The sequence below is a fragment of the Paenibacillus sp. FW126-R14 genome (genome assembly GCF_058789495.1).
The window spans coordinates 60,884-73,250 of the sequence record NZ_JBYTBS010000011.1; the positions used below are offsets into that span (position 1 = coordinate 60,884).

Below are 12,367 nucleotides of genomic sequence, written 5' to 3' on the forward strand. Positions count from 1 at the left end.
ATGTATGGACGATAACAAAAAAGACTACAGCGACTTCTTCAAGTCGCAGAATAACAATAACGATTCAATGAACGGTAAAGAAGATAATCATCAAGAACCGCATGATCCTAATAAAGAAAGACCTTCCTACTATTATTCTTACGGTCCTTACAAGTCGGCTTTTAACGAAAATTCCGAGCAGGAAACATTGACAACCTCCGCTTCAGGAGCAGAGGGAACATCCAGCGTTGAGGTTACGCCGCCGAAGAACTTGCGCCCTTTCAGTTTCGGTCCGGATATAAGTTCCGGTCAAGGCCCTGGCCACTGGGATACGCACGCTAAGAAACGTTCTTCCGTGAAAAGCGTTTTCGCTGCTTTCATGGCAGGCGCCTTGGTTGTAAGCGCGCTGATGTTCAGCGCTGACAAGTTGAACCTGTTCACAGGAGGCAGTCAGCCGCTAGCATCCGGCAGCTCGACGACAGCTTCGACGAAGAGCTCCAACGGCGGCGAGGTGAAAAATGTAGGACTGGACGTTGTCCGCCCAGGCAACATTGCCGCCATTGCTCAGAATGCCGGACCGGCTATCGTGAAGGTTGAGTCTTTGGTGAAACCGAAGCAGACCACACGAGGTGGCAACTCCCTCTTCGACGATCCGTTCTTCCGTCAGTTCTTCGGAGATAACGGCGGCGGCTCCTCACCGAAGAGCGGCACGCAAGACTCGGGCAGCGGCGATCTTCAGCCTGCGGGGATGGGAACCGGGTTTATTTTCGAGAAAACCGGCTATATTTTAACAAATGAACATGTTGTCGATGGTGCGGATGAAGTTCAAGTGACTGTCGAAGGCTACGATAAACCGTTCAAAGCTAAGCTGCTGGGCAACAGCTATGACTTAGACTTGGCAGTACTCAAAATTGAGGGAGACAAAGAATTCCCGATTCTACCACTTGGTAAGGCAGAAGATGTTAACGTTGGAGACTGGGTTGTAGCTATCGGTAACCCGTACGGGTTTGATCATACGGTAACAGTCGGCGTACTGAGTGCGAAGGAACGTCCAATCTCCATTCCGGATACCAAAGGAACACGTGAATACAAACACTTGCTGCAAACGGACGCATCCATTAACCCTGGTAACTCCGGCGGTCCTTTGCTTAACTTGAATGGCGAAGTTATCGGGATTAATACAGCGGTAAGCTCCCAAGCGCAAGGTATCGGTTTCGCTATTCCGACGAGCACGATTTCATCGGTATTGGAAAACTTGAAGAATAATGTGCAAATTCCAAAAGAGCCTGTTCCTTATCTAGGGGTTGGCTTGCAGGATATCGGTAAAGACTGGGTTAGCGAATTGAAGCTTTCGAATACGGATGGGGCGTTAGTTGGCAGCGTTCAACGTAAAAGTCCTGCTTTCCAAGCCGGTCTGCGCCAATATGATGTGATCGTTGATCTTAACGGTACGAAGATCAAGAACTCTCAAGAGCTAATCACGAAGGTTCAAGCGACAAAAGTAGGCGATAAAGTAACGCTGGGCATCATCAGAGACGGCAAGCGCATGGAAGTGCCGCTTACGGTCGGAGACAAAAACGCACTGGCCGAAACACCCGCTCAATAAGATAGAGATAAACAAAGGTTAGTACGTGCGTTACAGGGAAGTGGAGACCCGCGGGCTTGAAGCTTGCAGGCTCTGCTTCTTTTTGCTTAGATGGCTGATTTTGATACAATGAAGAGAATAGAATGAAGGGGGGCCAAACGATGCGGGAAAATATTATGGTTATTGACGATGATGAGAAAATTACCTCGATGCTGAGACGAGGCTTGGCTTTTGAAGGATATTCCGTTGAAACGGCAAGCAATGGCGCGGAGGGGCTTAAGCAAATGCTAAGATCGGAGCCTAATTTGCTGATCTTGGATGTCATGATGCCTCACATTGACGGCTGGGAGGTTGTGCGCCGCGTTCGCGAAAGCGGAAGCGAGGTGCCAATTCTGATGCTGACGGCAAAAGATGAAATCAGCGACCGCGTCAAAGGCCTGGATCTCGGAGCTGACGATTATTTGGTCAAGCCCTTTGCGCTTGAGGAGCTGCTGGCAAGGGTGCGGGTTCTTCTGCGCCGGAGAACGGAGAGAACTGAACATCCGACAAATCGATTGAGTTATGAAGATACGACACTTGATTTGGATACGCGCGAAGTTTTTCGTGACGATAAATTGATTGAATTGACAACGAAAGAATTCGACTTGCTGCACCTGTTTATGCAGAATCCGAAGCGGGTGCTCTCCCGCGATATTATTATGGAAAAAATATGGGGCTACGATTACAGCGGCGAATCCAACGTACTCGAGGTATACATAGCGCTTCTGCGCCAAAAGACCGAAGAGTTCGGTCACAAACGATTAATTCAAACCGTCCGGGGAGCGGGTTACGTACTGAGAGGAGAATCCTGATATGTCGCTTCGTTTGCGGCTGACGCTCTGGTATTCGGGTGTTTTGGCACTGACCATGCTGCTATTCGGAATCGTGCTGTACTTTTTCCTGAATTATTTTCTGTACGATCAAATCCGTCAAGACTTGAGAAGAGAAGCAGGGAACACTTCTTTGCGTATCCAGAAAAGCTTTGCCCTTTCACAGAAGGGGCTTGTTGTGGAATTGGAGCTGGAAAACAGAGATTTTTATTCTACGAATACGTTCCTGCAATTATATAATGTGAAGCTCAAAAGCTATAACCGCTCGGCGAACTTGCAATTTTACAATGTTTCTCTGCCCATTGATAAGCCTAGCATCGATAAATTAATGGTGGATGACAGCGGCTTTTTTCAAAAGGCAAAAGTATTAGGGCAAGATTTCCTCATCTATTATCAAGGGATCTATGATCAAACCAGCCAACTGATCGGAGTTCTGCAATCGGCTGTACCTATAGGGAGTTATGAGAAAACTGCCGTTACCCTCCGCTATACGCTGATGGTCTGGGCGCTGCTGACGATTATCGTTGCGGCTTCGTTGGGATGGTTCTTATCGCGGAAGGCGCTTCAACCGATTGAACGCGTAATTGATGCTGCGAATCAAATTGGCAGCGGGGATGATTTGGAGAAGCGAATCGAGTACCAAGGTCCGCTGGATGAAATCGGCCGGCTCACCCAAACGATTAACGGCATGCTTTCACGTATCCAGATTACTTATCTGGAGTTGGACGAAGCGTATCGCGCACAGCGTAGATTCGTATCGGACGCTTCTCACGAGTTGAGAACACCGCTCACGACCATTCGGGGCAATGTGGATCTGCTCGAGAAAATGTGGAAGAAAACGTCAGGGACGGAACTTGCTACCCCTGAACAGATGCAAATGTCGCTGGAAGCGATGCATGACATTGCCGGAGAAGCCCAGCGGATGAGTCGGCTCGTAAACGACCTGCTGGCGCTCGCTAGAGCGGACGCCGGTGTAATTATGGAGAAGAGTCCTGTCGAAATGCTGCCGCTAGTGCAGGAGGTTGTGAGAAGGGCTCAATTGCTGGATCATACGGCGGATTGGCAGGTGGGCGATCTCCAGGCTTTAGATCATGCCATTGTGCAAGGCAACCGAGATTATTTGCAGCAGCTGTTGTTCATTTTCATTGAGAATGCGTTCAAATATACGCCGGATGGAACCGTATCGCTGCACGTGTCCCGGACAGATACTTTCATTGGCATTCAAATCGCGGATACGGGGATCGGGATGGACAAGGAAGATATTCCCCATATTTTCGACAGATTTTATCGCGCCGATTTATCCCGAGGGCTCACCGCGGGCACTGGACTAGGCCTTTCGATTGCCAAATGGATCATTGATGAACACGGCGGCTCCGTTGAAGTGACTACACGCAAGGATGAGGGCAGTACATTTATGATATGGCTGCCGGCAAACTTTCCTCTACCTGTGTAATCCGCTATAATAAAAGGAAAACCGATGAAGCAGGCAGGTGGAAGGCATGGAAGTGGTTCGAATATCTCCAAGAGGCTATTGTTATGGCGTCGTAGACGCGATGGCATTAGCTATGCAGACAGCAAAAAATTTAAATCTTCCTAGACCTATCTATATATTAGGTATGATTGTGCATAATGCGCACGTCACAGAATTTTTCAAAGAAGAGGGCGTCATCACGCTTGATGGCGAAAACCGTCTTGAAATATTGGAACAAGTCGAAAAAGGAACCGTCATTTTCACCGCGCACGGCGTTTCTCCGGAGGTCAGACGTCTGGCAAGAGACAAAGGTTTGACGGTTGTCGACGCAACGTGCCCGGATGTTACAAAAACACATGATTTAATTCGCGAAAAAGTAGCAGATGGCTATGAAATTATCTATATTGGTAAGAAGGGGCATCCTGAGCCGGAAGGCGCGATTGGCGTTGCCCCTGGCTTGGTACACCTGATTGAAAAGCTGGAAGAAGCCGAGCATCTGAACATCAAAGCTGAACGAATCATTATTACGAACCAAACAACGATGAGCCAGTGGGACATCAGGCATATCATGAATCGTTTATTAGAGCTGTTCCCGAAAGCGGAAATTCATAACGAAATCTGCCTTGCGACACAAGTGCGGCAAGAAGCGGTGGCTGAGCAGGCGAAGGAAACTGACCTTGTGATTGTCGTTGGAGATCCCAAAAGCAATAATTCCAACCGCTTAGCGCAAGTTTCAGAGGAGATTGCCGGGGTAAGGGCGTATAGAGTAGCTGATGTAACTGAATTGAATCGCGAATGGTTAACTCATGTTCGCAAGGTTGGTGTGACATCCGGGGCATCAACGCCGACGCCGATTACCAAAGAAGTCATTTCTTACCTAGAAAGTTACGATCCAAAAGATGAAACCACATGGGCAGTTATACGTACTATTAATATGAAGAAGCTCATTCCGGCTGTTAAATCCAAAGCTGCTGGCAGTGAGTGATTCCTATTTATTCCACAGGGCGGGATTGTGACCAGCATGCAGAGCACTCAGAAGGTGAAAATGATGAAAACTCGCTACGATTGGAAAAGCAGCAAACGCTGGTTCAGGTACAAATATTTACTTCTTTTACGTGCCAAAGGCGGACCATCTAAGGTAGCGCGCGGCTTTTCAATTGGTTTGGCAATCGAAATGTTTACCTTGCCAACTGCTGGGTTTGCTTTCGTTCTTATTTTTCCTTTGGTTTATTTGTTAAGAGCTAACTTACCTGCAGCATTAATTGGGTTTGTATTCGGGAAAGTGATCTATATTCCGTTCTCAATTCTTAATAAACAGGTAGGAAGTTGGCTGGTACCTAAGCACGTTAAGTATTATCTGATCCATCATTTGCCGCATATTCTCTCCAATATCATTAGAAGCGGTTTGGACTTGATTGTTGGCGGCATGGTGGTTGGAACCGTCCTCGGTATCATCGCCTATTTCCCGGTCGTGCTCTTCCTCAAATACCATACGAATCGCCGCAAAGAGAAACGCAGAATCCGCAAAGATCAACTTGTCTCGTCCAACACAGAAGAATAGCACATAAATTAACGCTTGACGAATCTTCGTCAAGCGTTGTATATTTACTTTAGCGATTAAAAGCGTAGAAGCGAACAAGCGTTGAAGTGATTAAGTGGAACAACCCATATATATAAGGAGCGTGTATATCATGATCGCCATTACATCCAACAGAACGTCTGACGAGCGTATTCAAGAAATTGTACAATTTATCGAGAAGCAAGGTGTGCAAGCTCATGTCTCCAAAGGAGAAGATCGTACAGTCATCGGAATTATCGGTAAAGCAGATCCCAAATTAGCAGAGCAGCTGCGCCAAATGACAGGAGTCGAACAAGTCGTGAAAATTTCAAAATCATACAAATTAGCAAGCCGTGACTTCCATCCGGCAGATACCGTTATCAAGATCAAAGGCGTAGAAATTGGCGGCGAGCAGCTTGTCGTGATGGGCGGACCTTGTGCCGTAGAAACGCCGGAGCAAATCGACGAAATCGCCCGATTGGTCAAAGCGGCGGGCGGGCAAGTGTTGCGCGGCGGCGCCTTCAAGCCGAGAACAGGACCTTACAGCTTCCAAGGCGTCGGCGTTGAAGGTTTGATCATGATGGCGGAAGCCGGCAAAAAGCATGGACTTCTAACGATCACGGAAGTCATGACTCCTGAGTACGTGGATGTGTGTGCGCAATACGCTGATATTCTGCAAGTAGGCACACGCAATATGCAAAACTTTGACCTGCTTCGCAAGCTGGGCACCATTCAAACGCCTGTCCTGCTCAAACGCGGATTCAGTTCTACGTACGATGAATTCCTGAATGCAGCGGAATATATTCTTGCCGGCGGGAACCCGAATGTCATGCTCTGCGAACGCGGAATCCGAACATTCGAAACTTACACGCGCAATACGTTGGATTTATCTGCCATTCCTGTTCTTAAGCAGCTTAGCCATCTTCCGGTCATCTCGGATCCAAGTCATGGCACGGGACGCAGAGAGCTTGTTGTTCCGATGACGAAAGCTTCCGTAGCCGCAGGAGCGGACGGATTGATCATCGAAATGCACACGGATCCGGACAACTCCATGACTGGCGACGGCGTCCAGTCGCTGTTCCCAGACCAATTCGCGAAATTGCTGGTTGATTTAGAGAAGCTTGCGCCACTTCTGGGCAAAAAGTTCGATACGGAAAAAGAAGCGATTCTGGCATAAATTTTCGTTCAAGGAAACGAGTTTCTTCTATAGAAGAACTCGTTTCCTTTATTTGTATATAAGAAAAAAATGTGAACTAGTGTGAGCATAGCTTACACACCAATAAAAAATACCTGACATAAGTATTGACTGTGTAAGCTCAATCGCTATATAATATGTGCAAGATAACAACAAAAAGTTGAACATTAATCATGTAAAGTACGTTGAATGTACGGAAATGGGAGGGTTTTTTAAATGTCAGTTCAAAACGTGTTGAACCTTATCAAGGAAAAAAATATTGAGTGGGTAGATTTTCGTTTCGTAGGTCTTTCCGGTAAAGCGCAGCATATTTCTTTGCCTGCTTCTGAAGTAGATGAAGATACATTCGTAAACGGCGTAGCTTTTGACGGTTCCTCCATCCCAGGATTCCGTGGTATTGAACAATCTGACATGGTAATGATGCCAGATACGGAAACTGCGTATGTTGATCCTTTCACAGCTCATCCAACATTGATCATTATGAGCAACATCCACACACCTGAAGGCGAACGCTATGACCGCGATCCGCGCAGCATCGCTCAAAAAGCTGAAGAATATCTTCAAACAACAGGTGTAGGTACGACAGCATTCTTCGCGCCAGAATCCGAATTCTTCATCTTTGATGATGTTCGTTACGAAAATGGTATGAACAAGTCTTACTTCGAAGTTGATTCCGAAGAAGCAGGTTGGAACACAGGCCGCAAAGAAGAAGGCGGAAACCTTGCTTATAAAGTTCCGGTTAAAGGCGGTTACGTTCCAGTAGCTCCTATCGATTCCCAACAAGACATTCGTTCCGAAATGTGTAACAAGCTTGCCGATGCAGGCCTTCGTATTGAACGTCACCACCATGAAGTGGCTACAGCTGGTCAAGCTGAAATCAACTTCCGTTTTGACACTTTGACTAAAACAGCAGACAACCTGCTCAAATACAAATATATCGTTGCTAACACAGCTAGAGAATATGGTAAAGTTGCAACTTTCATGCCTAAACCGCTGTTTGGCGACAATGGTAGCGGTATGCACGTTCACATGTCCATCTTCGACGGAAGCGAGCCTTTGTTCTACGAAAAAGGAGCATATGCGAACTTAAGCGAAATGGCGATCAATTACATCGGTGGTATCCTGTACCACGCTCCGGCTTTGATTGCAATCACAAACCCAAGCACAAACTCTTTCAAACGTTTGGTTCCTGGTTACGAAGCACCGGTTAACCTCGTATTCTCCAAAGGTAACCGTTCTGCAGCAGTTCGTATTCCAATCGCAGCAGTAACACCTAAAGGCTGCCGTATCGAATTCCGTACACCGGACAGCACAGCTAACCCATACCTTGCTTTCGCAGCAATGTTGATGGCTGGTCTTGACGGTATCAAAAAGAAAATTGATCCACGTGCTCTTGGATACGGTCCTTTCGATAAGAACATCTATGAAATGTCAGATGCTGAGAAAGGTGAAATCCGCAGCGTTCCTGGCACATTGGATGAAGCGCTTGATGCTCTTGCAGCTGATTCCGAGTTCTTGACTGAAGGCGGCGTATTCACACAAGATTTCATCGATAACTACATCGAATTGAAACGCGGCGAAGCTAAACAAGTTGCAATCCGCATTCACCCGCACGAGTACAACCTGTACTTCGACTGCTAATTCTTTCGCACTTATATCGTTATAATCATAGAACTGCTTCTGCCATGGTCATTCATGGTGGGAGCAGTTTTTTTACATTGAGATTCAGTATCTTTTAATAATTATTCTAAATAATATTGGAAATTTAATGAATGTGAGGTATAATGAAGGCATTCAGCAGCATTTCCAAACTCATAACGGATAAGACAGAAAGGAAGATATGTATGAAAGTAACCCTTATAGCAGGAAGCAACCATCAGGCGGCAACAAGTACAAAACTTGTCGAATATATCAAGCACTTGGTAACTTCGCAGGGGCATCAAGCAACTTTGATTGATTTGCACCAATCGCCGGTTCCTTTCTATTCACCGGATAATGCGCATGGAGGTCATGAGGCGCTGGAGAGTTTGAAGCGTGCGATGCATGAGGCGGATGGCATTGTGCTCGCTACACCGGAGTATCACAGCGGAATCTCGGGGGTTCTGAAGAATGCGCTTGATCATCTCGGGCAAGATTATTTCAACAACAAAGCCGTACTTTCCGTAAGTTCATCGGGCGGCGCCGTAGCTGTAAGCTCGCTAACCCAGCTGCAAACCATCGTGCGAAATCTTCACGGAATCAATTGCCCGGAATGGATTTCGATTGGCGGCGATCAACGGAAGAGCTTTCAAACCGGAATAGCCTACAGTGATATTCATCCCGATGTCGATAAACGCGTTCGACGTGTCGTAGATGCATTCCTTGATTTGACAGCGGCATTGTCCGTTCGACAATAGCTTGCTCGACAATCATATATTCATTATTCATTTTTACATTTTTTTTAGATGAGCAGTGCAAAGTGTCCCTGACGCTTTGTATTGCTCTTTTTTTTGTTATCTGCTAGAATTACGACATTCAATTGTTAACCAATATATTAATATATTGGTTAACAATTGATTTTAGAAAGGGAGGAATTTTCGTGTCAATGTCCTATGAACGGCTTGCTGCTCTAAACAAGTCACACGTTTGGCATCCTTTTACACAAATGAAAGACTATAACAACGAGGATCCGCTCATCATCGAGCGCGGCGAAGGCGTTAGACTCTATGACGTCCAGGGACGGGCCTATTATGACGGTTTTTCCTCGGTTTGGCTGAATGTACATGGACACAATGTGCCCGAGCTTAATCGGGCGATTACGAACCAGTTGGAGCTTGTGGCTCACTCAACGCTGCTAGGCATGGCGAATATTCCGGCTATTGAGCTTGCTGAGCAGTTAGCCAGAATTACGCCGAATGGATTAAATAAAGTGTTTTATTCGGATTCCGGAGCAACCGGGGTTGAGATTGCAATCAAGATGGCTTTTCAATATTGGCATAACCAGGGTGCGCGTGGTAAAAAAACGTTTGTTACGATGAATCAGGCGTATCACGGAGATACGGTTGGAGCCGTTAGTGTTGGTGCGATACCGCTGTATCATGAAGTGTTTCGTCCTTTGCTGTTCCAGTCTCACACCATTCCTTACCCCTATGCTTATCGCCATGAAGGAGGAGCGGAAGGTGCCAAGGAGGCAACCTTACATGCTTTGAGAGGTTTGCTTGAGGAGCGAGGGGACGAGATTGCAGCCCTGATCGTAGAGCCGGTTGTCCAGGGGGCCAGTGGGATTATCGTGATGCCGGAGGGCTGCCTGCGCGAGATGGCTGAGCTTTGCCGCAAGCATCATGTCCTGTTTATCGCCGACGAGGTGGCGACAGGCTTCGGCCGGACGGGGGAGATGTTCGCTTGCGATTTGGAAGGCGTACAGCCGGATTTGATGGTGGTCGGAAAAGGGCTGACCGGCGGCTATTTGCCTGTGGCAGCGACGCTGGCGACGGACGAGATTTATCATGCTTTCTATGCGGATTATAACGAGCAGAAAACATTTTTCCATGGACATTCTTATACGGGAAATCCCCTCGGTTGTGCGGTCGCTTTGGCCAGCTTGAAGCTTTTTGAGGAGCGGAACATGCTGGAAGGCGTTCGTACTAAGGCGTTAAGTATTCAAAATCGACTTGCGCCGCTTAAGGACAGACCGCACGTCGGTGAAATCAGGCAAAAAGGACTGATGATCGGTATTGAGCTCGTGCGCGATAAAGAAACACAGGAGCCTTACGAGTGGAGAGAACGGATTGGCGTTCGGGCAAGTCAAAGGGCGAGAGAGCTGGGCATGCTGACGAGACCGCTCGGCAATGTGATAGTTTTCATTCCGCCGTTAGCCAGCACGGAGTCTGAGCTTGCGGAGATGACGGACATTTTGGCCGAATCGATTATTCACGTCACGGAAGGATGCGTCCTGCGATGAACATCGTCCAAGCGGAACCGATACGAGGTCTGTTCATTACGGGCACGGATACCGGCGTCGGCAAGACAATGGTGACGGCAGCGTTAACAGCGGCTCTTCGCGCAGAAGGCTGGGAGGCCGGCGTTTGGAAGCCTGTGCAGTCAGGCGCAAGCCTGGGCAGCGGAGAAACGGATGCCGAACGGCTGCTGGAGCTAACGGGAATCGATGAGCGGCCGGAAGCGGTAGCGCCATATACGTATGAAGCTCCGCTGACTCCTATGCTCGCTGCTAAGCTTGCAGGCGCAGCCTTAACGCTGCAGGAGCTGATCGCCGCAGGCAAACCGCTTGTTGAGCGATACGAAGCGCTGCTCATAGAAGGCGCAGGCGGTGCGGCCGTTCCGCTCTGCGATGACGCTTTGATTGTGGATTTGATCGCGGAGCTCCGAATTCCCGCACTGATTGTGGCCCGTTCCGGCCTAGGTACGATTAACCATACCCTTCTGACGGCAGCCTATCTCAGGCACTATGGAATCCCCATTGCCGGCGTCATTCTGAATGACGGCGAAGGGCCGGATTCTCCGGACGATCCGAGCGTTGCCACCAACGCGGAACTTATCGAGCGCTACGGCGGTCTTAACGTCCTAGGGCGCTTTCCACGCTTGCCTGCGGATGTGCAGAGGGAATTTTTAATACATACGGTTCGGCAATCCATACAACTTGCACCTATCGAACAAGCCTTAAAACTAAGCCGGATTTAACGCCAAGGAGGAGAACATGAACACCATATCAACCCAAAAGGATTGGCATTTGTTAGCTCGAAAAGCATTGCAGGGGGAGCGTTTGACCATCGAGGAAGGGCTGGCTGTACTCGAAGCCGATAACGATGAAGTTCTCCCGCTGCTGCAGGCTGCCTTTCAAGTAAGAAAGCATTACTACGGCAAAAAGGTCAAACTGAACATGATTATTAATGCGAAAAGCGGGCTCTGCCCGGAGGACTGCGGCTACTGCTCGCAATCGATCGTTTCAACGGCGCCGGTTCAGAAATACACGCTGCTTGATAAAGATACGCTGCTTGCCGGAGCACGCGAAGCTTTGGCGCGCAAAGCCGGCACTTACTGCATCGTAGCGGCAGGGAAAGGACCGACAGACAAGGAGCTGGAGCAGGTGGTGGACGCGGTCAAAGAAATCCGCGAGACGATGCCGCTCAAAATTTGTGCCTGCCTCGGTATTTTGAAAGATGAGCAAGCACAGCGGCTTGCAGATGCCGGCGTCCATCGATATAACCATAATCTCAATACGAGCAAAGGGAATTACCCGTCGATTACGACAACCCATACCTATGACCAGCGTGTTGAGACTGTAGAAAAAGTAAAAACATACGGAATGTCGCCCTGCTCAGGCGTCATTATCGGCATGGGTGAAACCAATCAAGAAATCGTAGAAATGGCCTACGCGCTGCGCGAGCTGGACAGCGACTCCATTCCGGTCAATTTCCTGAATGCCATCCCGGGAACGCCACTAGAGCATGCAGGCCGCACGCCGGCGATGAAAGCTTTAAAAGTGCTGGCTTTATTCCGCTTCATCTGTCCGTCCAAAGAAATCCGCGTTGCGGGAGGCCGCGAAGTGAATCTTCGTACACTTCAGCCCATGTCGCTGTATGCGGCGAATTCGCTTTTTGTGGGTGATTATCTGACAACAGCCGGTCAAGCGGTCGGCGTGGATCATCAAATTATAGAAGATTTGGGCTTTGAAATTGAACTTAACGCTCTGTAAGGTGGTGCCGGCAATGAA

The 12,367-nt window shown here is 48.2% G+C and carries 11 protein-coding genes; all 11 read left to right on the forward strand.

The features are described from left to right. Positions 1-4 precede the first annotated feature (4 nt). Positions 5-1,585 (forward strand): S1C family serine protease, encoded by a 1,581-nt coding sequence (locus AC3WRW_RS10425; protein ID WP_492546249.1) that lies wholly within the window; start codon positions 5-7, stop codon positions 1,583-1,585. Positions 1,586-1,725: 140 nt separating this feature from the next. Then, on the forward strand, positions 1,726-2,415 hold the full coding sequence (locus AC3WRW_RS10430; RefSeq protein ID WP_492546250.1) for a response regulator transcription factor: 690 nt from the start codon (positions 1,726-1,728) through the stop codon (positions 2,413-2,415). A 1-nt stretch (position 2,416) separates the two neighbouring features. Continuing rightward, positions 2,417-3,886 carry a sensor histidine kinase gene (locus AC3WRW_RS10435; RefSeq protein WP_492546251.1) on the forward strand — a complete coding sequence of 490 codons (1,470 nt, stop codon included), beginning with the start codon at positions 2,417-2,419 and terminating at the stop codon, positions 3,884-3,886. 46 nt (positions 3,887-3,932) lie between these two features. Next, positions 3,933-4,889 carry a 4-hydroxy-3-methylbut-2-enyl diphosphate reductase gene (locus tag AC3WRW_RS10440; protein ID WP_492546252.1) on the forward strand — a complete coding sequence of 319 codons (957 nt, stop codon included), beginning with the start codon at positions 3,933-3,935 and terminating at the stop codon, positions 4,887-4,889. A gap of 60 nt (positions 4,890-4,949) precedes the next feature. Continuing rightward, entirely contained in the window at positions 4,950-5,465 is a 516-nt protein-coding gene (locus AC3WRW_RS10445) for a DUF2062 domain-containing protein (protein ID WP_492546304.1), read from the forward strand. A gap of 130 nt (positions 5,466-5,595) precedes the next feature. Beyond that, positions 5,596-6,639, forward strand: coding sequence for a 3-deoxy-7-phosphoheptulonate synthase (aroF, locus tag AC3WRW_RS10450; RefSeq protein WP_171682792.1), 1,044 nt, complete (start codon positions 5,596-5,598; stop codon positions 6,637-6,639). A 234-nt stretch (positions 6,640-6,873) separates the two neighbouring features. Then, positions 6,874-8,298 carry a type I glutamate--ammonia ligase gene (gene glnA / locus AC3WRW_RS10455; RefSeq protein WP_492546253.1) on the forward strand — a complete coding sequence of 475 codons (1,425 nt, stop codon included), beginning with the start codon at positions 6,874-6,876 and terminating at the stop codon, positions 8,296-8,298. A gap of 203 nt (positions 8,299-8,501) precedes the next feature. Further along, on the forward strand, positions 8,502-9,053 hold the full coding sequence (locus AC3WRW_RS10460) for an NADPH-dependent FMN reductase (protein WP_492546254.1): 552 nt from the start codon (positions 8,502-8,504) through the stop codon (positions 9,051-9,053). Between the two features lie 188 nt (positions 9,054-9,241). Further along, positions 9,242-10,597: an adenosylmethionine--8-amino-7-oxononanoate transaminase gene (bioA, locus tag AC3WRW_RS10465; RefSeq protein ID WP_492546305.1), complete on the forward strand. Its 1,356-nt coding sequence runs from the start codon at positions 9,242-9,244 to the stop codon at positions 10,595-10,597. Beyond that, the gene (gene bioD, locus AC3WRW_RS10470; RefSeq protein WP_492546255.1) at positions 10,594-11,334 is read left to right on the forward strand and encodes a dethiobiotin synthase; all 741 of its coding nucleotides are present in this window, start codon (positions 10,594-10,596) and stop codon (positions 11,332-11,334) included. The genes bioA and bioD overlap by 4 nt, the downstream gene beginning before the upstream one ends. A gap of 16 nt (positions 11,335-11,350) precedes the next feature. Next, positions 11,351-12,349, forward strand: coding sequence for a biotin synthase BioB (gene bioB, locus AC3WRW_RS10475; RefSeq protein ID WP_492546256.1), 999 nt, complete (start codon positions 11,351-11,353; stop codon positions 12,347-12,349). Positions 12,350-12,367: the final 18 nt, after the last annotated feature.

Coding starts and splice junctions, on each gene's coding strand:
- bioA (WP_492546305.1), top strand. CDS start 9,242: ATGTCCTATGAACGGCTTGCTGCTCTAAACAAGTCACACGTTTGGCAT.
- AC3WRW_RS10430 (WP_492546250.1), top strand. CDS start 1,726: ATGCGGGAAAATATTATGGTTATTGACGATGATGAGAAAATTACCTCG.
- AC3WRW_RS10445 (WP_492546304.1), top strand. CDS start 4,950: ATGATGAAAACTCGCTACGATTGGAAAAGCAGCAAACGCTGGTTCAGG.
- glnA (WP_492546253.1), top strand. CDS start 6,874: ATGTCAGTTCAAAACGTGTTGAACCTTATCAAGGAAAAAAATATTGAG.
- AC3WRW_RS10425 (WP_492546249.1), top strand. CDS start 5: ATGGACGATAACAAAAAAGACTACAGCGACTTCTTCAAGTCGCAGAAT.
- aroF (WP_171682792.1), top strand. CDS start 5,596: ATGATCGCCATTACATCCAACAGAACGTCTGACGAGCGTATTCAAGAA.
- bioB (WP_492546256.1), top strand. CDS start 11,351: ATGAACACCATATCAACCCAAAAGGATTGGCATTTGTTAGCTCGAAAA.
- AC3WRW_RS10435 (WP_492546251.1), top strand. CDS start 2,417: ATGTCGCTTCGTTTGCGGCTGACGCTCTGGTATTCGGGTGTTTTGGCA.
- AC3WRW_RS10460 (WP_492546254.1), top strand. CDS start 8,502: ATGAAAGTAACCCTTATAGCAGGAAGCAACCATCAGGCGGCAACAAGT.
- bioD (WP_492546255.1), top strand. CDS start 10,594: ATGAACATCGTCCAAGCGGAACCGATACGAGGTCTGTTCATTACGGGC.
- AC3WRW_RS10440 (WP_492546252.1), top strand. CDS start 3,933: ATGGAAGTGGTTCGAATATCTCCAAGAGGCTATTGTTATGGCGTCGTA.